Genomic DNA, 21,731 nt, shown 5'->3' with positions numbered 1-21,731 from the left:
TTGGCTTTTGTCTGTCGTCGGTGGACTGTTGACTGTAAATCAATCCAAAATAAAAACTTTTCGCTTTCAACTTTAAACTGTCACTTCTCCCTCCGCCAACTCCCTCTTTCTTCTTTCTTCTTCAACAATTCGATTATAAATTTCCGCTCGTTTTTTAATTCTGTTAGTCTTCTCCCAATCCATAAAAGCTACAATTACAAATAGCATATAATACATAATCTGCGACTTTTGACGAATAATGATTCCAAGGTTGGACATTACATAAGTCATGGATATTGAGATGGAAAAAAATACAACTGCAGACATTTTTACCATCGCAGGTGCGATTCGGATATAGTCAATAAAGCTCTTTTTGAAAATCCTCGAAAACATATAGATATACAGGGCATTTTCCATTGAAACCACCAATCCTAATGCATTTGGAGAGTCGATAAATAAGGGTCGAAACCAAAAAGTAAAAAGTTTCATAGGAAGACTATAGGAACTCATATCTACTCCAGATCCAGCGGAAGAAAGTCTTTGTGCATTTAAGGTAGATTCTTCTTCAAAGCTTTCGACTACATTGTTGGGATCATATCCCAGATAGATCAATAATTTATCATATACCAGGATACTGATCACAATCCCTGCAATGGCAGCCAGATACTTTTGGTAGGTGGGGACCTTCTCTCTTCCCAAAATAAATCCAATTCCCATTCCGATAAGGACCGCAAAAAGAATATGAGGGCGGATCATGTAGCATATAAATCCACCCAATGCTATTAGAATTATTCTTTTTCCTGGCCAAGAAAGTCCATAGGTCAAAAACCCTAACCCTGCAAAAATAAATGCCCCCTTTCCCAAAGATGCAGTCCAAAAGTGCATGTTCGGCAAAAACATAAAAATGGTAATCGCATCCCAGCCCTCAAATTTCGGATTGAATTTGAGGTTTTCTTTCATAAAGCAATAGAAATAGACAAATCCCCAAAATCCTACCCAGGTAGAAAAAAACATCATCATGTCATAATTGAAACCCAGCCATTTGGCAAAGGGATAATTAATCCATTCAATAAATAGGGTTCCTGGTTCAAATGTGTCAAACCAGCTATTGTACCACTTATAACTAATGAAGTATTGTTGAGAATCAGATCTATTAAACATGGCGTAGGTCCAATAGACCAAGCCAAAAAACATGTGATACCAGTACATCTGGTTCAAAAGGCCAGCTTTTAGCCACTTATGCTCTTTCTGCAGCTCATTTAGAATAGGCTGAGAAAGGAAGAAAAGAAAAATGACTAGAAATACCGCTCCTAACAAGGGAATTAAACGTTTACCTGCTTAAATATAAAAAATGGATTGAAAGGACCTGAGTCATTTTATTAATGTTTTTTGATCAATTGAGTATATCGATTGCTTTTTAAGAGTTTAACTTATTTGAATCATGCGATAAAACAGTTCTAAGTAGCTCAAAGATCTAATTCTAAAAAGATTGCTTCGTCGCCTGAAATTCTGACTATAAAAAATCATTTCGGATCAGGCTTCCCGCAATGACGTCACTTTTCATTTTAAACTTTAAACTCATTTCTAATTCCTAATTCTCAATTCAACATTGAAGCAACTTTAAACTTTACCTTTTAAACTTTAAACTCCTTCTCAATTTCCCCAACTTTTAACTCTTCCATTTAAATTTTTCCCTTAAAATCAGCCATTTGGCCTAAATCCACCTAAAAATTTATCACAGTGGCGGATTGGATTAGTATTTTTTAGTTTTCAATTCCTAACTTTCAGCATAAACTTTAGTGGGAGGCCGATTTTTAAGCAGATTCCTCACTAAGCAAGAAATTTTGTTGTACCTAATTTTTATCATCAAAATGGAAGTTTATGTCAAACAATTGAAAAGAGATTTTAATCATTTGATGCTCTTATCAGATGATTTTTATGGTTCCCTCTCCAGGTATTTATTTTTAAAAAGGAAAAAGAAAGGGGAGGTCATCAAAGCACTGGGTCAAAAAGGGAGTTATTCTCGCTATTTGTGTAAGGGATTAATTGGGGTTTATAAAATTGAAAAGGAGACTGAATATCTTCTTTATGTTTTTAAAGAAACTGATCTAATTCATGATTGGATTTCTTATGCCTGCTGCAAAAAATCATCTATCGAAATCAAGGCTATTTCTGAGGTTTTATACCTGGAATTTTCTCTTCTGGATTTAAAATGCATGTTGGCCAAGCACCCTGAAATAATTCATCTGCTTCTCCTACTTAACCATAGAATTCAGGTAAGAATCTATCAACAAGTGGATATACTAAGAAAGGGGATTAAAGAAGGTCTTCCTTTTTTCTGCAAGGCCTATTCAGGAATTGAGTTACACCTTTCCTACCAAGATTGGGCTTCCTTATTTTCCAGCAGCATTAGAACTGTGGGAAGGGTATTGTCGAAGCATACTTTGGGTTATAGAATTCCGAAAGAAATTCCTGAACAGGAAACCTTGATTTTCTAGAATTAAAATTTCAACTATAGGATTTTAAAGGATCAGTTTTTAATTATCTCGGTTTAGTCATTTTCTCTTTAAATGAAAGGAGGATTTATGTTGAAAAAGCGAGCAGTTATTTATCCAAAAGATATTCAATTGATCACAGGTAGAAGTGAGCGATATGGTCAGCTGGTTTTGGGAAAGATTAAAGCTGTATTCCGGAAAAAGCCCCATCAATATGTGACTATTGAAGAATTCTCAGAGTTTTCAGGTATTCCCAAGACAATTATTGAGGAATTTATCCACTAATCAAGCTCTTGGAAAAGTAATAGCAAAGCCATAGATAAGCTTATGCAAATCCTTAGATAATCCATATTTCTAAGGACTTTGTTACCTGGTCTTTACGGGGTTCTTACGACTTTCTTACCACTTTCCCTGCTAAGAAAGCCCCGGCCAAATCAGGCATAAGTGGTAAAAACAATGAAGTATGTATGGATTTGGTCTGGGTTTACTTCCTAGTTAATCCAAAAATTCATAATCCAAGCAAACCATGGGAAAAATTGAATCATCTTTTTTAAAGCTGATCTCTGGTAGAGTAGGAGATATGGTTATTTATAATTTGAACGGGAAGACAATAGTCAGAAAAAGACAAGGTCAAAGAATAGCCCCCCTTTCAGAGCTTCAACGCTACCATCAGGAAGTTTTCCGATTGGCCAACGCGTTTTTCATTCCACTAAAAGAAGAATTAAACTTCACTTACAGTGCTTTTGAAATTGGTTCCAAAAAGGGTTTCCATCAGGCTATCGGAGAGTTAATCAAGCAATCGGTTATCCATGGGGAAAAACCTAGCGTTGATCACATAAAAGCCACTATTTCATCTGGTCCCTTAATCGGAGCAAGAGAGGCAAAGGCAATGCGAATCAATGCTTCTCAGCTTTTAATTGAATGGAGCCCAAATGCCTGGGAGGGTTCGGCCAGAGATGGGGATCTAAGTTATTTTTTAGGCTATGACTTCTCCAGAAAGCGATATTTTTCTATTCGGAATGGGGCCTTTAGAAAAGAAGGAAAATTCCTTTTGGAGATTCCTTGGGATCAGCTCGATCCAGAAAGTTTTTGGCTTTATATGGCTTTTTATAGGAAGGAAAGGGGAAAACTCTCCTTTTCCAATTCTCAATACCTTGGGCTGTTTTAGTCAAAAGGTTATTGTGCAGAAAATGGCCTTAATGTCATTTCGACGAAGCAATAGGGATGCAAATTTGTAACCTCAAACCCGCGCTGAGGAGAAATCTATTCCAGTGAACTGTCGCAGTCTTCATACCCAGAATGCTATAAGGGCTTCACTGCAAGCAACCCCGATAAAAATCGAAGGGAAGTAGTCCTTAGCATTATTCCTCAAACCAAAAGATTGCTTCGTCGCCTGAAATCCTGACACTAAAAAACCAATGAGAATCAGGCTCCTCGCAATGACGTTGCTCCTCATTTTAAACTTATACCTCAATCTCAATTCATCGATTCCTCAATTCCTCAATTCCTCAATTCATCGATTCCTCAATTCCCCGATTCCTCAATTCCACATTCCTATTTCCCTTGCTTTAAAAGCATTATTAACATTAATCCAAAGATTACGCAAAATCCGCACATTCAATTGATAGTCAGTCTATTTGATTACAATTTTCACCCATGTTTTACTTAAACCCAACTATAACATGGCGAAACAAACAGGAGTAATCACTTTAGAAGGAAGAGTCGGGAGACTTTCTTTCTATAAAACCAAGGATGGGTATTTGGCCCGGGAGAAAGGTGGAGTAAGCAAAAACCGGATTCAAAATGATCCTCGCTTTGCAAGGACCAGGGAGAACATCCGGGAGTTTAGTGACAATGCCAAATCTGCCAAATTGATCCGGGATGCTTTAAGACCGGTAATTTCTCAAATTGGAGATAAGCGTTTGAATCAAAGAATCACCCAAAGCTTGATGCAGGTACTGAAGGCAGACGACCTTAATGTTCGGGGTGATAGAAAAGTGAAAGATGGGAATTGGGATCTGTTAAAGGATATGGAACTTAATGCAGGTTCATCATTGGGAAGTACACTCTATTTTGAGCTCTTGATTTCCAATTCCCCAAGCGCTTTTTCCATACAGTTGCCGGCATTTGTTCCCAGAGATATGGTGGGTATCCCCAATGGGGCTACACATTTTAAAATCTCAGCAACGGGAATTGGGGTTGATTTTGATCTGGGAACTCGCAGTATTCAAACTGCCAATGGACCAGTGCATTCTGTTTTGGATCCCTTTTCTTCTCAGAGTCTTTCGGTTGATAAGACCCAATTAGGTGGTTCCCACTTTGCTTTTTTGGTTAGTGTGGAATTCATTCAGATTGTAAATGGGGTGGAATATGCGATCAATAACGGAGCGCATAATGCCGCAAAAATTCTGGCAGTAAGCAAGCAAGCCTAATGAGACTCTTGCTCAAGCGTCACTATACTCCTGGCAATACTCTGGGAAGGCTTTTCCTTGGAGACCGTCCAATTTGCTTAATTCGGGAGGCTCCCAATCCAGCTTATGGTTTTATGGAAAAGTGCCTTGAGGAAGGAGTATATGAATTGGAACCTGTTTACGAGGAAGATACCGGCTGGAGAGTACGGGTTGGGAATGAGGGTTGGATTTTGCACAGACCTCCTGATCAACAGCCGCGGAGAAACGAGATTTGCCCAGTTTCCTCATTTCGTGAAAATGGTGCACCTATGTTTACACAATTGGCTTTTTTAAAGCTATTGGATCAACTGGGGGTATTTTGGGAAAGAGGGGAAATCTTGGACTTGCAGGTAGTATCTAAAGGGATTCCATATGCAATGCCCTCATGTCAGATACCCATGTACTCCTAGCTTGGGTAGGAGCGGTGTTGTCACTACTCCTCTCGGTTATTGCCTTTTTCCTGAAATTATTAATCCAGGACTATAGGCAAATTCGAGATCAATTTCTGGTACTGAAAGAAGCTGTTATCCGCTTGGAAAGTAAATGGCAAGGCTTGAAATCAAGATTGGGTAAATTCTGATTTCAGCTTAAAGGCATAGAGTCCAATTAAGGGAAAATTCTCTTTCAGGTAATATGGAGCCCTGTTTTTTGAAAAACAAGGTCTCTTTTTAGGAAGCATAATCCGATTTACTATGGATTTATTCAATTAACAAACTACAATTTACCATGAATACAATCGATGAAATAAAGTATAGGGCATCCTTGCCTACACCACCTTTTTTCCAAAAATTGAAAAAGGTAGGGTTGATAATTGCAGCTATTGGATTGGCAGTTTTGTCAGCTCCCGGATATGTTCCGGAGGTTTTGACTCAATATGCTGGGTATGCGATTACTGCCGGAACAATCCTGGTCAGTATTTGTCAATTGACTGTGGATGAGGTTCGTTTGGAGGAGGAGTTGATGACTCCGATTAAGTAATTTTCTTGCATTTAATAATTAAACCGGGCAAGGGTCTTGTCCGGTTTTTTTGTTTTGGATTGGTGCTAATAGACTTCTTACATCGAGCGAAATACCCGCTAAAAGAAAGTACTGCATTTCTCGTTCGAAGTGACATGAAGGCATGCCCCTGATGTCATTTCGACGAAGCCACGAAAGCCTTAAAGTTATTTGTTAATCACCGCTGAGGAGGAATCTATTTTACACTTTAGTATTCATTCCGAATTCTTCATTAAAGCAACTTTAAACTTTACCTTTTAAACTTTAAACTTATTCCTCATTCTCAATTACTCGATTCATCAATTACTCAATTCCACATACCTGATTCTTCATTCTCAATTCAAAAAACTTTAAACTTCTCATTCCTTGCGCTGGGATCGAAAATCATTTCCAAATGAAAAATGTGCTCCAGCGCAGCAATTGGCAGGTTGGGCTTTTTTCTACCGAGCTTTTGCCCCTACGGGGCTTTTTTAGTTTTAAAAAATAGGAGGCTCAGGTTTGATGATGCAAAACCAAAAGATTGCTTCGTCGCCTGAAATTCTAACTATAAAAAATCATTTCGGATCAGGCTCCTCGCAATGACGTTGCTTCTCATCTTAAACTTTAAACTTATTCCTCATTCTCAATGACTCGGTTAGTCAATTCATCGATTCCTCATTTCATCGATTCCCCGATTCCTCAATTCCTCATTCCCAATTCATAATTTTTAATTCATAATTTCCTAGCTTTCCTTAGGTTTGCAGACCAAGTGTTTTTAAGACGTGAATCAGAAAATCAAAGTGCTCCATATGATCAAATCCCTGGGTAGGGGTGGGGCGGAAAAGTTGATTCCTGAGACTGCGCAGGTTCATGATCAGAGTCGCTTTGAGTTTCACTGCCTATATTTTTACCATCAGGAGCAAAACATTATTGATGAATTGGAAAGGGCAGGAATCCAAGTTCATCATATTCCTTCAGGTAATTTGGGTTTGTTTTTTCAGGTTAGGAAAGTAAGGGAATTCGTAAAAGAGCAAGGTTTTGATATCATTCATGCCCATCTCCCATGGGCAGGGATTTTGGCCAGATATGTAGGCAAGAAACTACCTATTCCCATTGTATACACAGAACATAACACCTGGGATCGATATAACAAGGTTTCCTATTGGGGTAATCGTCTGACTTTTAAAAATCAGGATGTGGCCATCGCAGTATCCAATGAGGTAGCCCTTTCCATGCAGTTGAATTCCATTTGGGATCCTTATAAGCGTGGGGGAAGACTTAAGGTCAGGGTGGTGCAGAATGGGGTGAATACGGAAGTGTTTTGTAAGTATCTAGTATCTAGTAGCGAGTATCAAGAAGCAAGAGAAGAAAAGCAAGAGGCAGGAGACAGTTCAGATAGCTATAAGGAGAAGTTGGCAGTCCCGATAGCTATAGGGTCCAGTAAGGATTCGGAGGAGGGAGAGAGTTCAGATTCTAAAAAAGGGATAGAAAAATTAAGAAAGGAATTAGGGATTCCACAAGGAATGCCTGTGATTGGTAAAGTCGCTGTATTTCGCTCACAGAAGCGACTTTGGCTTTGGGTGGAAATTGCTGTTCGGATTTTAAGAAAGCATCCGGAAGTTCATTTTTTACTGGTGGGTGATGGGGAATGGAAATCCAGAATCGTCAAGCAAATCAAGGAATCGGGCTTTGAACAAAACTTCCATTTGGTAGGGGTACAAAAGGAGGTAATACCCTATCTGAACCTGATGGATATTTATTTGAGTACTTCTGAATTTGAGGGTTTGCCTATTGCCATGTTGGAAGCTATGGCCTGTGAGGTACCGGTAGTGGCTACCCGGGCTGGGGGAATTGGGGAGGTGATTCAAAACGGAAAGCAGGGATTTTTAACTGAGATAGATGCCTGGGAAGAATTGGAAGGGCATTGCTTGGCCTTGTTGGAAAATTCAGAATTGAGAAAAGAAATGGCCTTGGCTGCGAGGAATCAGGTCATTGAAAACTTTAGTATGAAAAAAATGGTAGGAGCCTTAGAAAAAATTTATGCTGAAGTTTTAAAGAAGAGGGTAAAATAGCCCTGTATTTTAACCTCAAGCAAACGCTAAGCTCGCTTTGGCTTTTTCCCCCAGACTTTGCATGGAATGGGACTCAAATCCATATTTCTCCTGCAGCTTTTTGAAATGTTGAATCAAAGCTTTGAGCTCCTTCATGCTGGATTCTGGATCATTCCCAAAATTATGGGGGTGCCACCAGAGATGATAAACCTCTCCATTTTTAGCGGCATAGCTCATTTCATTCAAAATCCTTTGGAAGCGAATGGAATTGAAAAGGGGATTTCGTGGATTTAAAGGACGCAAAATCCTTGAGGCAGGAATGATTAAAGGTTCCCTTTCAAATTCCTTGATCTCCTGAATGGCATAGGAGGATTTACTGCTTATAGGGAAAAAGCAATCCGCTGAGCGAAAGAGTTTTTTGCTAAAACTTTCATGCTGGGTTTCCTGCCAAAACCAGTTTTTTGGATTTCCTCGGACATATTCATACCCTTCTTCCAGACAAAGTCCCAGGTAGAGTTCGTTGATATGGTTTCTCGGAAAAACCAGGGATTTTAGACGTCTGCCAAACTTTTCTTGGGCTATTTTCTGGGTAGATTGCAGGTCTTGACGGAATTGTTCCGGGCTTTGTCCCCGCATTAGGGTATAATAATGTGCATAGGAGTGTGAACCCAATTCCTGAAAAGGAGTGGAGAGGATTTCCCGGATCAGCTCGGGTGCAAAATGAACCTCGGGTCGAAGCCCGTGGATTTTTGCGAATTCATAAGCAGAAAGTCTTTTGTCCCGGTAGGAGGGAAGGAATTCCGGAGCATACAGCCTCCATTCCTCCTCATTTTCAGCAAAAAGCATCCCTACTGTAGCCCAGGTTACCGAGATTTCATTTTTCCCGAAGAGTTCCAGCATCTCAGGGATTACTTTTCTGGTATTGCTGAAATACTCGGGTTTGTATCGCGTCCCCACCTTATCAAAAATCCCCCAAAGGAGTTCGAAATCTAGGCTGATGGTTAAATTTCCCTGCATTTAATTTAAATTTTACTCCTGTCTAAGTTAAAGCGATTGCTATTTAGAAATCGATTTTTGGGTTTACTAAGCCAACTACCCCTCCCGATAGCTATCGGGATAAAGAGAGTTGGGGGATTTTTTCTATTTGACTCGAAAAGAAAATCCATCCTATGGTTTATTTACTCTCTTCCAAAAATGGTTTAAGTCGAAAATAAATAGAATTTTCGATAATCCTTATTTTAGGCATTTGTAGGTGATCACTTAATAAAGTTTGAAATCCCCCTAGCCCCCTTTGAAAGGGGGAATTAGTGCCTGTTTAAAATCTAGGAATCTAGCCTCCTCTTGCGATTAACCTTCTATTAATTCCCCTATTTTTGAGCTTATTTGAAAATCGTTCATGTTCGACAGTTCCGATTACCCCAAATCCCTAAAAGAGTCTCAATTTGAAGATTGGCTTGAAACAGGCCGAGCCAGCAAATTGTCTTATGCCTATCTGGCGATTATTTGGGATGAACTCGAGGGGAATTATTTTCCGGCTTTTGTAGAGAATAGGGAAGATTTGGAAGGGTATGGACGGTATGGGCAATCCTTTGAGCGTCAGACTTTGGTGGCAGCTTATGATTTGTATTCAGAGTCGAGAGTGAAGTGAAAGTTTCAGTAGGCAGTGGGCAGTCCCTATAGCTATCGGGAGCAGTTGGCAGTACCCAGCTAGCAGTATGCAGGGGGTAGTGGGAAGTAAGCAAAGTACAGTCCTGATTACTATAATCAGTTTGACAGGAGAATACTTTAAACTTCTCATTTTAAACTTTATCCTATTAAAATTCTCTGCGCTGGAAACGAGAATAATTTCCAAATTCATAAAAGGGATTTTAAACTTCACATGGGTAAAACTCTGAAGGATAAATTCAGAAATAGTTCATCTGTGCAAATCTGTGTCATCTGTGAGCCTAAAAATCATAGTCTCTATCAAAAAACCTCCAAATCCCCGATACTCCAGGACCAGTTCATCAACATGGGTTCCAATTCGTGATTCACTTTTCTTAGAGTGACCAAAGGACCTACCGATAATTTGGGTAAGAAATTTAGGGCCAAGGCACGGTTGTCTTTCATGCCGGAATAGGAAATCAAGCTGCAACCCGAAAGGCTTATTGCATCATTCAGTTCTTCCTGTAATTGATTCTGCTCCTTTTGTCCAAATTCAGGTAGTGTAAATAGCTCGCAGATTCTGAATTCATTGGCCCATTTTCCCTCTTTTATTCTAAAAATTAGGAGGAAGGATTTTTTATCAGAAAGGGCATAATAAGGAAATAGAGGACAATTGGAATATCTCCATTGAATGTATCCCTTCTTGATGTGGGTAGAAAGCTTGGCAGATTCGGATTTATTCGATTCGATTTGGGAGATTAACTCGGTCAAGGAACCCCAATCTGTTTTATCAATTTTAGATTCAGATTTCAATCGGGGATTTATACCCAAAAAGAGGGGGAGTTTGGCATATTTCTCCCAACCCATTTTAATATAGCCCGGAGTACTTTGTTCATTGGGTGTATTGAAAATCAATTGAATTCCATCCTTACGGATTTCTTCCAACATGCTTTTGGTTAATTGGGTGAAAATTCCTTTCCCTTGGAAATCGGGATGAACCGCCGTGTCCACTGCCCTGCAAGCGTGAATGACTTTGCCCTGAGTTTCAAACTCCCATTTCAAAAATGTCCGCAAACCCAGCAAATCCCCTTTTTCTTCAGCCAAAAGCGTAGGAGAGGCTCCAAAAGGATTCTCCAAATGTTTCCAATTCCATAATTTTTCGGATTTGGGGATCAGGCTTTCACCCAGGGATTTCTTGAGCAAGTCTACGATTTTGGGAATGTCTTCGGCTTGGGCTTTTCTGATTTCCATAAATGAAGATAAAAGTTTAAAGGCAAACTCTTATGAGGCAGACTTTGAAAAAATACTCCATCAGAATCTCCATCTTGCATTTAGGCAGCAATTATTGAAATCGGCATACCCGCTTTTTTACCATCAGAAAATAAAGGTTCGAAATTTCTAGCTTTCGACCGTTGACCGTCGTCCGTTGACTTTTAGGCTATAACTTCAAATCGATTTCCCACTTTCTAACTAGATTGCGAACAATCATAATTTAATTATATTTGATTTGTTGTTTCAACTCACCCTTCATGATCCGAAGATTATTTTTCGTTGGACTGATCGCATTAGCCAGTTCCTGTATCAGTAACAAGCGAATAACCTATTTACAAAACCTCTCCGATAGTACTACCTACAATCTGGATGAGTTTATCCCATTTGCTAAGGTGGATTACAAGTACATTTTGCAACCCTTTGACATCGTCCAGATAGACTTTGCCAGTTCGGATCCTTTATTGGTGGAGGGCTTTGCTTTTCAAAGAGGACAACAGCAAGGCATGGCTATTGGAGGAGGCGGTGGTGCAGGAAGTGATCCCTTGTATATGAATGGGTATTCCATTGATGAAGAAGGAATGGTAGAAATCCCCCGAATCGGGAAAGTCAAAATCGCAGGAATGAATGAAGAAGAGGCTAAAAACCTGGTTCAGGAAAAAATCAATGCCTTTTTCAAAGACGACGTATATGTCCGTCTAAGAATGGCTGGGATTAGATATACCACATTGGGAGAGTTTAATAGTGTTGGGGTACAAATTATCTATAAAAATAGGGCTACTATTTTTGATGCCCTGGCAAACTCAGGGGAAACCTCCATATTGGGTAAGAAGAACAGGATGTTCTTAATCCGTCAATATGGAGAAGGGGTTAAAATACACCAGATCAATTTGAATGATCGGGCGCTTTTGGCCAGTCCTTTTTACTTTATTCAGCCCAATGATATTTTGTATCTGGAACCTATGAAAATCAGGCAATTTGGTGCCGCAGATAATTTAACTGCTTCATTAGCATTGTTTGGCGGGATATTGGCTTCTGTACTTTTAATCGTTAATTTGGTAACAGGGGGGATATAAGCAATGGAAAAGCTCGATCTCAGTCAATTAGACAATGAGGAAAAAGCATTAGAGATCAGGTATGTGGTGGCCAAATACATCCGGTATTGGCCATGGTACACACTTTTTATCTTCCTTTTCGTCACTGCTACCTATATTTTCCACAGATACACCGTCGATGAATTTGAGGTAAGGGGGTCCATTGTGATCAAAAACAGCAATACCCCTGAGGCCAAGATTTTGGACAGGTCCAATATTTTTAATCAGGGCATAAATCTGGAAAATGACATCCTTCGCCTGAGATCTAAAAATCTTTCCCGTTTGGCTTTGGAGAAGCTTCATTTTGACGTGGAGTATTTTGCCAAGACCAATATCAAGGACATTGAGCTTTACGATCGCTCTCCCATTCGGATCGAAGTGGATTGGGATCATCTTCAGGTAACGGAGACCATGGTCGAATTGGAGGTGCTTTCTGATAAAAACTTTAAGCTTTCCCAAGCTCCGGGCGGGATTATGGATTTCAATACGGTACAAGCTGCCGGGGATGAATCCATTTACAACAAGACCTATACTTTCGGAGAAATAGTAGAAACCCCAAGATCAAAATTTATCGTCCACTTGGTTAATCCTGGAAGAGTTGGGGATGTAATTCTCTTCAAATTGGTTAATCCTACCTCCTTGGAAGATTATTGGGCAAGGGCAGTACAGGTAGCGACTGTCAATGAATATTCTTCAGTACTTAATATCACCACCACCACCAAAGTGGTAGAAAAAGGAAGGGATTATATCAATGCCTTGATGCAATCCTACATCGATTACGATCTGAATGAGAAAAATAAAATTCAGGAAAATTCCATCGCCTTTATCGAAGAGCAGCTAGGGTTTTTGGAGGATTCCATGAAGGCTAAGCAAGGGGAATTGCTAAACTTTAAAGTTGAAAACAAACTCCTCGATGTATCTGCAGAGTTTTCCAATATCCTTGGGAAAATGAATGCCCTCGATGAGAGAAAAGCTGAGTTGGATTACCAGTTGCAGTATTTCGAGGAGATCAAGGATTACATGGAGCAAAAGAGCAAGGACTTTACCGATGTAATTGCTCCATCGGTTATTGGAGTTCCTGATCCTTTGTTGAATGGTTTGATTCAGACTTTGGTAACTCTTTCTCAGGATCGCAGAAAGCTACTTGCCACGGTAAATGAAAACCATCCTGAAGTCATCAAGATTGATGTGCAGATGGAAAAAGTCCAGGATGCTCTTTTTGAAAACGTAGTCAACCTGATAGAAAATACCAAGAAGCAGAAAGAGGGAATCCAAAGAGAAATTCTGGCTTACGATTCAGAATTTTCCACACTTCCTCAGTCCGAGTCTCAGTACACAGATATTTTTAGGGAGTTTCAGCTAAGAGAAAATGTCTATACCTATCTATTGGAGAAAAGGGTGGAAGCAGGAATTGCCCGTGCTGCCAACGTTTCGGATAATGCGATTCTTGATGTGGCCAAAGGTGGAGCTCTGGTTTTTCCTAAAAAGACCCAGAATTATGGTTTGGCAATTGCTTTGGGCTTTTTACTTCCTTTTGGGTTTATCGTTGTTCGGGATATGTTTGATGATACCATCAAGGATCAAAGAGACTTGAAAAAGCACTTTATGATCCCTCAGTTGGGGGTAATTGGCTATAGTACCAAAGGAACCAACAAGGTGGTTTTGGAGCACCCCAAGTCTGCTGTGGCTGAGTCTTTCCGATCTCTGAGATCAGCGATTACCTATTTGGCTTCCGGGAAGAATACCAAAAAGATTCTGGTAACCTCATCCGTATCTGGTGAAGGTAAAACCTTTACTTCCTTGAATTTAGCCTCTGCGATGGCCTTGGGTTCCAAGAAGACGGTAGTGGTTGGAGCAGATTTGAGAAGGCCCAAATTAGCAACGTATTTTGACCATTCCGAAAAAGTCGGGCTTTCAACTTATTTGATAGGGAAAGTAAGTGCCGAGCAGATTGTTTTCCCAACTCAGCACGATAATCTTTATTTTGTTCCTTCAGGTGTAATACCACCAAACCCAGCAGAATTACTTCAGACCCCAAGATTGATCGAGTTTCTTCAGTATTTGGAAGAGCGATTTGATATCATTGTCTTTGATACTCCTCCTATGGGCTTGGTGTCTGAGACCATTGATTTGATGCGTCTTTTTGATATCAACTTGTATGTCGTCCGCCAGAAATACACCAATAAAGATCACCTCGTAATGATCAATGACTTGTTCAATAACAAACAGGTGAAAAATGTGTATGGGGTGTTTAACGGTATCATCAATTCAGGTTACCACTACGAAGGCTATAACTACGGTTACGGAAATACTTACCTCTACTCCCAGAACAATAAGTACATGTACAATTACTATGGGGAGGATTTGGAAACCAAGCGTAAAAAGATCAAAACACCCAAGAAATTTGAGCCTCTAAAATCTTTGAAAAAGATTTTCAGAATCTCTTAATTCCTCCTTTTAATAGTGAAGACCGCCGCCTTAATACCTGCCAGATATGCCTCAACCCGCTTGCCAGCCAAGTTGGTTCAGGACTTGGGTGGGATTTCTGTAATCCAAAGAACTTATGTGAGCACGCTTGCCACTGAGGTATTTGATGAGGTTTGGGTGGTTACCGATCACGAGAAAATCCGGGAACAAATTCTTGATTTGGGAGGGAAGGTATATTTCAGTTCCAGACCCCATGAGAGCGGTTCTGACAGAATCGCTGAAGCTTTGGAAGTGGTGGATGCTGATCTGATTGTGAATATTCAGGGGGATGAACCTTTTCAGGATGCCAAATCACTTTTGGACTTGGTGAAAGCCTTTGAAAGACCCAAGGTGAAAATGGCTTCCTTAATGTGTCGCATTTCTGAAGATGAATCCTACAATCCCAATTCGGTGAAAGTGGTTTTGGATGAAAAGAACAATGCAATCTACTTTTCCAGATCTCCCATTCCTTTTAACAGGGAAAAAAGAGAGGATTTAGTGTATTGGAAGCATATCGGGGTGTATGCCTATACCCGGGAGCTTTTGCAGGAATTTACTTCTTGGCCAAAAGGGAAGCTTGAGCAAATAGAAATGCTGGAGCAGCTAAGATTGGTAGAGAAGGGGGTAAAAATCAAAATGGTAGAAACCACTCATCAAGCCATAGCCATAGATACTCAGGAAGACTTAGATCGGGCAAGGAATTTTTTAAAGAGCGTATTTTAGTTTGCTTTGGTCTCGGAATCGGATCACAAATATCGGTCTGAATGTCACTTCGAACGAGTGAATCATACTTTTTGGTGGAAACAAACTCTACACGATGTGAGAAGTCTGTTCTAAAAACTTCATATAGTTTCTTATAAATCCCTATATTTTAGAGGAATAACTATATTTTTTATGTATTTCACATATATCCTAACCAATTTTTCCAAAACGGTCTTATATATCGGAGTGACAAATAATTTAGCAAGAAGGCTGGCTGAGCATAAAGAGGATGCATTTAATAGGAAAAAGTCCTTTTGTGGTAGGTATAAGGTATTCTATCTACTTTATTTTGAGGAATTCCAATGGATCCAAGAGGCTATTTCAAGAGAAAAAGAATTAAAAAATTGGAGAAGAGAAAAAAAGGAGAGGTTGATATCTTCCCAAAACCCAAATTGGGATTTCCTTGATATTTAGATTTCTCCTCGTCGTACCTCCTCGTCGAAATGACAAAAAAAAGCGCCCTGATCTTCAAGATGTGCTTGATTAAAAAATCCGGCTAATTATCCAGACAATTACCAAGAGGATAAGCACTGATATCAGCACAAGTTTCCAAGACCCTCCTTTGGCCTGAACTCTTTTCAAATTCTGAAATTGTAGAGATTCTTCTAATTGGCTTGAGTCCGAATTTTCAACTTTTCTACCTAATGAAGTTCTCAAGGAATTATTTCTAATTTTTCCCAATTTGTGATTCTCTTCAAAGGACTGCTTGCCTTGTCTGCTGAAACCAATACCTCCGGTCATAGTCTTAAAATTTAAAAGTAAGTTAATGATTTCAATTCAATTAGAAACTAATCTGAGTCTGGAAGAATACCAATTTATTCTTGATGATTCTGGATTAGGACTGAGGAGGCCAATGCATGATCCTGAATTCTTAAATCGGGTAATCCAAGGCTCTAATTTGGTGGTAACGGCCCGTGATGAGGGTAGGATTGTTGGATTGCTAAGGGGCTTGACAGATTTTAGCTACCGAACCTTTGTGGCGGATTTGGCAGTTGCAAAAAATCATCAGCGACAGGGGATTGGTAAGAAATTGTTAGAATTTGCTCGGAATTTGGCTCCTGAAGCCAGGCTTTTTCTTTTTTCCGCGGAAGACTCTGAGCCTTTTTACCAAAAGTTAGGCTTTGACTTGCATAACAGATGCTACCAGCTTAAATCGAAGTACTAGGCTTCCCCAGTTTTCAATTCCTCAATTAATGCTTTATCTTACTTTTTCTTCCGAATAGGAATCCACTAAGGGATTTCTATCCCAGAAAAGAAAAATTCAATGCCTTTCGCTTTAAACTCAAGTTCAAAATCTTAATCTAATCCCTATGAAATTCAAAGTTTTACTCTTTTTCGTACTGATTTCCACTTTTTCCTTTGCTCAGGATAATAAAGATGAAGTCAAGGAAACCCCAAAAGCCCAGGTTTTTGAATCGAAACAAAGCGTAACCATTGATGGAAAGGTGGTTAACCTTCAGGCGAAGGCCGGAACTTTGGAATTGAAGGATGAGAACAATAAGCCTATTGCTCTTTTTGGTTTTACTGCCTATTTCAAAGAAGGAGCCGGGAAGGATAGACCAATAATTTTTGCATACAATGGAGGACCGGGATCATCTTCCTATTGGTTGCATATGGGAATTATGGGGCCAAAAAGAATCGCAGTTGACGATCCCAATTACAATCAGCCGGCCCCATACCAGTTGGTGAATAATGAATTTTCCATTTTGGATATGGCCGATGTGGTCATGATGGATCCAGTGGGGACGGGATTGAGTATTCCGATTGGGGATTCCAAAGGTTCAGATTTTTGGGGAGTGGATCAGGATATCCGAAGTGTGAGTTTGTTTATCATGCAATTTTTGAAGGAGCACGGGCGCCTAAATTCTCCCAAATATATCTTGGGTGAAAGCTATGGTACCTTCAGAAATGCAGGAGTGATGAACTATTTATTGGGAAAAGGCTATGCCCTAAATGGAGTAGTTATGGTTTCTGCAGTTTTCGATTTGAGAACCTTGTTTTTTGCACCTAATGAAGATCTTCCTTACTTGGTATATCTACCTACTATGGCCGCTACCAGCTGGTATCAGGGAAAGGTTATGAGTAAAGGAGGAGATCTTGCAGCTTTTGTTCAGTCTGCAAGGGAATTTACCGAAAATGAATATGCTCCGGCTTTGTTTAAAGGAAATAGGATTTCGGCAGCCGAAAAAACAGCGATGGCTCAGAAACTGGAAGGGTTTACCGGTATTTCTTCCGCTGTTTGGGAGAGGGCAAATTTGAGAATTAATGCTGATGAGTTTTATCAGGAATTATTGAGATCAGAAGGACAAACAGTGGGTCGTTTAGACTCCCGATACAAAGGAATCAACTTAGATCTTATGTCCATGTCTGCATTTACAGATCCTCAAAGTGATGCTATTTCCCCAGCCTATACCATGGGCTTTTTGGATTACTTCCATGGAAGTTTAGGAGTAAGCAAAGATTTACTTTATGCAACTTCTGCTTATTCAAAAGAAGGATTCCGTTGGGATTGGAAACATCAGGGGAATAACTTCTGGGGAGCAGATGCAGCCGTGACCACGCTTCCTGATATGGCTGAGGCCTTGAGTAAAGATCCAAATGTCAAAGTTTTGATCATGAATGGATATTACGATCTGGCTACGGTTTTCCATGGGGTGGAGCATTCTATTTCCAGGCTAGAACTTCCAAAATCCGCTACAGACCGGATTATCATGACCTATTACGAAGCTGGACATATGATGTACACCCATTTGCCTTCTGCGAAGCTTTTCCGTGAAGATTTGAAAAAGTTCATCGAAGATACCTTGAGAAAATAAATATGAATCGAGTTTTTATTCCTCGTTTAAAAAACACCATGAAAGCCCTTCTTTTAGGATGGGCTTTTTTTTCCTTTTCTTGTGCGGAGGCTCAAAAGCCAAAACCAGCTCCATCTAATTTGTATTTCCCTCCGATTGGTTCAACCGAATGGGAGGAGACTCCACTTTCAGAATTGGGCTGGAATCAAACCGAATTGGCTGAATTTTTAGCTTGGCTTCCTACTCAGGATACCCGGGCTTTGATCATTCTCAAAGACGGAAAAATCGTCGTGGAGGAATACTGGGGAAGTAAGCTCACAGGCTTAGGAGAGATGGATCAAAATTCCCTTTGGTACTGGGCCTCTGCCGGAAAGACCCTGACTGCCGCCTTGGTTGGAATAGCCCAGCAGGAAAAATTGCTTAGCATAAAGGACAAGACCCAGAAATATTTGGGTGAGGGTTGGACTTCCATGAGCAATTCTCAGGAAAGCGATATCAAATTGGTGCATCACCTGACTTTTACCACAGGCATCAATGACAAGGTGCCTAATCTGGATAAGTCTGATCCAGCTTCCTTTACTTACTTGGCCAAGCCTGGAACCCGCTGGAGTTACCACAATGGAACTTACACTGTTTTGGATAGGGTATTGGAAAAAGCAAGTGGGATGAATTTTCAAGCCTTCTTTGAGGAGAAATTGGGGAGTAAAATCGGGATGAAAGGATTTTGGCAACAGACTGGAGACAACAATGTCTTCTATTCAGATGCAAGGTCCTTTGCGCGTTTTGGATTATTGCTTTTGGCCCAAGGGAATTGGAATGGGAATCAGATTTGGTCTGGAAGTTATTTTAATGAAATGAAAGAAAGCTCCCAAAAGCTTAACCTAAGCTATGGATACCTGACCTGGTTGAATGGAAAATCATCTTACATGCTTCCCGGAGCTCAGACAGTCTTGCCTGGCTCAGTGATTCCTTCAGGTCCATCCGATATGTATCAGGCCTTGGGGAAAAATGGACAGTTTTTGATGGTAATACCTTCTAAGAATTTGGTAATTGTGCGAATGGGAGGGGCTCCTGGAGATTTGCCTGTTCCTTATCTTTTGGCTAGACAAATGTGGGATAGGCTTTCTAAAATTTTCCCTTAAAAGGAATTCGGAAAGTAACTTTCAATTTTATCCAAGGTAAGTGGCTTTTCTAAAAAGCCGCTTACAATGGCAAATTCCTCCGCTTTTTGACGGTCTTGAAAGTCGATTGAACTGGAAAGGATAAGGATTTTGTCTTTTCTGGAAGGAAATCTTTCCAAGTATTTATTCAGGAATTCCCAACCGTTGAGAACCGGCATATTGATATCTAAAAAAATCAGGATTTGGTGATGTAATGGTTCCAAATCAATTCTATCTAAAGCTTCTTCACCACCTAAAAATTCCTCTATTCTTTGACTAATCACAGTTTTCCCCAATAACCTTTTGTTAATCAAATTGTTGATAGGGTCGTCGTCCACCAAAAAGATTGCATCAAACTGGGACATGTAGTACTGAGGTGCGATTAAAGATTAATATTCTTCAAAATACAACTATTCCTGCGCAAAGATCAAAGGTTTGAGAGGTTTTTTGTTAGATTATTTCCTGAATTCGAACCAAACAAATAAAAAAAGGAGGCCAAATTGACCTCCTTAATTTTTAGGATTTATTGGGAATTACATCATTCCACCCATTCCTCCGCCGCCCATTGGAGGCATTGCAGGAGCATCTTCTTTCACGTCAGCTACCACACATTCGGTAGTCAATAAAAGAGCTGCGATGGAAGCTGCATTTTCCAATGCCAAACGGGTCACCTTAGTTGGGTCAATTACACCTGCATCGAACAAGTCTTCGTACTGGTCAGTTCTGGCGTTATAGCCAAAGTTGCCCTTGTTTTCTCTGATCTTGTTGATTACTACTGAAGGCTCTCCACCGGCATTAGCTACGATAGTTCTCAAAGGAGCTTCGATAGCAGTTCTTACGATATTGATACCGGTATCTTGGTCTTCGTTGGATCCTTTTACTTTATCCAAGGCAGCTGCAGCTCTTACAAGCGCTACACCACCACCAACGACAACACCTTCTTGTACAGCAGCTCTGGTTGCATGCAAAGCGTCATCTACACGGTCTTTCTTTTCTTTCATTTCTACTTCAGTAGCAGCACCGATATAAAGGATAGCTACACCACCAGAAAGCTTAGCCAATCTTTCCTGAAGCTTCTCTCTGTCGTAGTCAGAAGTAGTTTTCTCGATTTGAGACTTGATCTCAGCAATTCTGCCTTTGATAGCAGCTGCATCACCAGCACCGTTTACTATAGTGGTATTGTCCTTATCGATATTGATTTTTTCAGCTCTTCCCAACATGTCAGGAGTAGCATTCTCCAATTTGAATCCTCTTTCTTCAGAGATTACAGTTCCTCCGGTTAGGATAGCGATGTCTTCCAACATTGCCTTTCTTCTGTCACCGAAACCAGGAGCTTTTACAGCAGCTACTTTCAAAGCACCTCTGATTTTGTTTACTACCAAGGTAGCCAAAGCTTCTCCGTCAACATCTTCAGCGATGATCAACAAAGGCTTACCAGACTGAGCAACTGGCTCCAATACTGGAAGTAATTCTTTCATGGAAGAGATCTTCTTGTCGTAGATCAAGATGAATGGATGATCCAATTCAGCTTCCATTTTCTCAGTGTTGGTTACGAAGTATGGAGAAAGGTAACCTCTGTCAAACTGCATACCTTCTACAGTCTTCACTTCAGTTTCGGTACCTTTTGCTTCCTCAACAGTGATTACACCGTCTTTTCCAACTTTATCCATCGCATCAGCGATCATCTTACCAATTTCCTCGTCATTGTTTGCAGAAACGGTAGCAACCTGAGCGATTTCTTTAGAAGTAGAGATTTGCTTGGAATTGTTTCTCAATTCAGTAACTACAGCCGCTACAGCCTTGTCAATTCCTCTTTTCAAATCCATTGGGTTAGCACCGGCAGCTACGTTCTTGATTCCGACGTTGAAGATTGCCTGAGCCAAAACAGTAGCGGTAGTAGTACCGTCACCTGCGTTGTCAGCGGTTTTGGAAGCTACTTCCTTCACCAGCTGAGCACCCATATTTTCAATTGGCTCAGCCAATTCGATTTCTTTTGCTACGGAGACACCGTCCTTAGTGATGGTAGGTGCACCGAATTTTTTGTCGATGATGACATTTCGTCCCTTAGGACCCAAAGTTACTTTTACTGCATCTGCCAATGCATCTACGCCTTTCTTCAATTGATCTCTGGCGTTGGTATCGAAAAACAGTTGTTTAGCCATGTTTTTTTAAATTTTTTCAGTTTATAAATGAATGATTAAAGGATTGCGAAAATGTCAGATTCTCTCATGATGAGGTAGTCTGATCCATCTACGCTGAGCTCAGTACCGGAATACTTTCCGTACAAAACAGTGTCTCCAACTTTTACAGTCAATGGCTCATCTTTTTTACCGTTGCCCACTGCGACTACTGTTCCTCTTTGAGGCTTTTCTTTAGCAGTGTCCGGGATGTAAAGGCCGGAGGCTGTTTTCTCTTCTGCTGCGGCTGGCTGTACCAGCACTCGGTCTGCAAGAGGTCTGATGTTCACTTTTGACATAGTATGTAATGTTTAAGGTTAGATTAAAATGCTATTGCCCCTTGTGCACTTCCTGTGCCAAGCAAAGCTTTGGCTGACTTTATGACAAATCGGCCGTAAATGTGGCTTTTTTCTC

General features: G+C 40.2%; 21 protein-coding genes. 15 read left to right on the top strand and 6 right to left on the bottom strand.

Translation table 11 applies throughout. The annotated features are described in order from the left end of the window. Positions 1–72 precede the first annotated feature (72 nt). Complete coding sequence (locus tag DFQ04_RS06850) at positions 73–1,296, bottom strand: hypothetical protein (protein WP_133553990.1); 1,224 nt, start codon at positions 1,294–1,296, stop codon at positions 73–75. A gap of 527 nt (positions 1,297–1,823) precedes the next feature. On the opposite strand from DFQ04_RS06850, the gene DFQ04_RS06845 reads away from it, so the two are divergent. From DFQ04_RS06845 to DFQ04_RS06815, 7 genes are all read left to right on the top strand, one after another. Continuing rightward, a complete protein-coding gene (locus DFQ04_RS06845) occupies positions 1,824–2,477 on the top strand; it encodes a Crp/Fnr family transcriptional regulator (protein WP_133553988.1) in 654 nt (217 codons plus the stop codon). A gap of 72 nt (positions 2,478–2,549) precedes the next feature. Further along, entirely contained in the window at positions 2,550–2,759 is a 210-nt protein-coding gene (locus DFQ04_RS06840; RefSeq protein WP_243739641.1) for a hypothetical protein, read from the top strand. A 241-nt stretch (positions 2,760–3,000) separates the two neighbouring features. After that, positions 3,001–3,642 (top strand): DUF6266 family protein, encoded by a 642-nt coding sequence (locus tag DFQ04_RS06835; RefSeq protein ID WP_133553986.1) that lies wholly within the window; start codon positions 3,001–3,003, stop codon positions 3,640–3,642. A 514-nt stretch (positions 3,643–4,156) separates the two neighbouring features. Continuing rightward, positions 4,157–4,906, top strand: coding sequence for a hypothetical protein (locus DFQ04_RS06830; protein WP_133553984.1), 750 nt, complete (start codon positions 4,157–4,159; stop codon positions 4,904–4,906). Beyond that, on the top strand, positions 4,906–5,334 hold the full coding sequence (locus DFQ04_RS06825; RefSeq protein ID WP_133553982.1) for a hypothetical protein: 429 nt from the start codon (positions 4,906–4,908) through the stop codon (positions 5,332–5,334). The genes DFQ04_RS06830 and DFQ04_RS06825 overlap by 1 nt, the downstream gene beginning before the upstream one ends. A gap of 316 nt (positions 5,335–5,650) precedes the next feature. After that, on the top strand, positions 5,651–5,902 hold the full coding sequence (locus tag DFQ04_RS06820) for a hypothetical protein (RefSeq protein ID WP_133553980.1): 252 nt from the start codon (positions 5,651–5,653) through the stop codon (positions 5,900–5,902). Between the two features lie 806 nt (positions 5,903–6,708). Continuing rightward, a complete protein-coding gene (locus DFQ04_RS06815; RefSeq protein WP_133553978.1) occupies positions 6,709–7,971 on the top strand; it encodes a glycosyltransferase in 1,263 nt (420 codons plus the stop codon). A gap of 15 nt (positions 7,972–7,986) precedes the next feature. Here the strand turns inward: DFQ04_RS06815 and DFQ04_RS06810 are convergent, their stop codons facing one another. Beyond that, positions 7,987–8,967 carry a polysaccharide deacetylase family protein gene (locus DFQ04_RS06810; protein ID WP_133553976.1) on the bottom strand — a complete coding sequence of 327 codons (981 nt, stop codon included), beginning with the start codon at positions 8,965–8,967 and terminating at the stop codon, positions 7,987–7,989. Between the two features lie 379 nt (positions 8,968–9,346). On the opposite strand from DFQ04_RS06810, the gene DFQ04_RS06805 reads away from it, so the two are divergent. Next, positions 9,347–9,598, top strand: coding sequence for a hypothetical protein (locus DFQ04_RS06805; protein WP_133553974.1), 252 nt, complete (start codon positions 9,347–9,349; stop codon positions 9,596–9,598). Positions 9,599–9,915: 317 nt separating this feature from the next. Here DFQ04_RS06805 and DFQ04_RS06800 read toward each other — a convergent pair whose 3' ends face one another. Beyond that, positions 9,916–10,845, bottom strand: coding sequence for a GNAT family N-acetyltransferase (locus DFQ04_RS06800; protein WP_133553972.1), 930 nt, complete (start codon positions 10,843–10,845; stop codon positions 9,916–9,918). Positions 10,846–11,123: 278 nt separating this feature from the next. Between DFQ04_RS06800 and DFQ04_RS06795 the strand changes: the two genes are divergently transcribed. From DFQ04_RS06795 to DFQ04_RS06765, 7 genes are all read left to right on the top strand, one after another. After that, on the top strand, positions 11,124–11,939 hold the full coding sequence (locus tag DFQ04_RS06795) for a polysaccharide biosynthesis/export family protein (RefSeq protein WP_133553970.1): 816 nt from the start codon (positions 11,124–11,126) through the stop codon (positions 11,937–11,939). Between the two features lie 3 nt (positions 11,940–11,942). Then, positions 11,943–14,405, top strand: a complete 2,463-nt coding sequence (locus DFQ04_RS06790) for a GumC family protein (protein WP_133553968.1) — start codon at positions 11,943–11,945, stop codon at positions 14,403–14,405. 15 nt (positions 14,406–14,420) lie between these two features. After that, positions 14,421–15,146: a 3-deoxy-manno-octulosonate cytidylyltransferase gene (gene kdsB / locus DFQ04_RS06785; RefSeq protein ID WP_133553966.1), complete on the top strand. Its 726-nt coding sequence runs from the start codon at positions 14,421–14,423 to the stop codon at positions 15,144–15,146. A 171-nt stretch (positions 15,147–15,317) separates the two neighbouring features. After that, positions 15,318–15,599, top strand: coding sequence for a GIY-YIG nuclease family protein (locus tag DFQ04_RS06780; RefSeq protein ID WP_133553964.1), 282 nt, complete (start codon positions 15,318–15,320; stop codon positions 15,597–15,599). Between the two features lie 352 nt (positions 15,600–15,951). Further along, positions 15,952–16,350, top strand: coding sequence for a GNAT family N-acetyltransferase (locus DFQ04_RS06775; RefSeq protein WP_133553962.1), 399 nt, complete (start codon positions 15,952–15,954; stop codon positions 16,348–16,350). A 145-nt stretch (positions 16,351–16,495) separates the two neighbouring features. After that, complete coding sequence (locus tag DFQ04_RS06770; protein WP_133553960.1) at positions 16,496–18,001, top strand: S10 family peptidase; 1,506 nt, start codon at positions 16,496–16,498, stop codon at positions 17,999–18,001. Positions 18,002–18,039: 38 nt separating this feature from the next. Beyond that, positions 18,040–19,122, top strand: coding sequence for a serine hydrolase domain-containing protein (locus DFQ04_RS06765; RefSeq protein ID WP_243739640.1), 1,083 nt, complete (start codon positions 18,040–18,042; stop codon positions 19,120–19,122). Here the strand turns inward: DFQ04_RS06765 and DFQ04_RS06760 are convergent. The 3 genes from DFQ04_RS06760 to DFQ04_RS06750 form a co-directional block, all read right to left on the bottom strand. Continuing rightward, positions 19,119–19,505 carry a response regulator gene (locus DFQ04_RS06760; RefSeq protein ID WP_133553956.1) on the bottom strand — a complete coding sequence of 129 codons (387 nt, stop codon included), beginning with the start codon at positions 19,503–19,505 and terminating at the stop codon, positions 19,119–19,121. The genes DFQ04_RS06765 and DFQ04_RS06760 overlap by 4 nt on opposite strands. Before the next feature lie 168 nt (positions 19,506–19,673). Continuing rightward, on the bottom strand, positions 19,674–21,302 hold the full coding sequence (gene groL, locus DFQ04_RS06755) for a chaperonin GroEL (RefSeq protein WP_133553954.1): 1,629 nt from the start codon (positions 21,300–21,302) through the stop codon (positions 19,674–19,676). 35 nt (positions 21,303–21,337) lie between these two features. Further along, on the bottom strand, positions 21,338–21,616 hold the full coding sequence (locus DFQ04_RS06750; RefSeq protein WP_133553952.1) for a co-chaperone GroES: 279 nt from the start codon (positions 21,614–21,616) through the stop codon (positions 21,338–21,340). Between the last annotated feature and the right edge of the window lie 115 nt (positions 21,617–21,731).

Origin of the sequence: Algoriphagus boseongensis (genome assembly GCF_004362805.1) — a bacterium.
In the GTDB taxonomy this organism is placed as follows: Bacteria; Bacteroidota; Bacteroidia; order Cytophagales; family Cyclobacteriaceae; genus Algoriphagus; species Algoriphagus boseongensis.
Note: the sequence above shows the minus strand (reverse complement) of the source record. Positions and strands in the feature narration are given on the sequence as shown.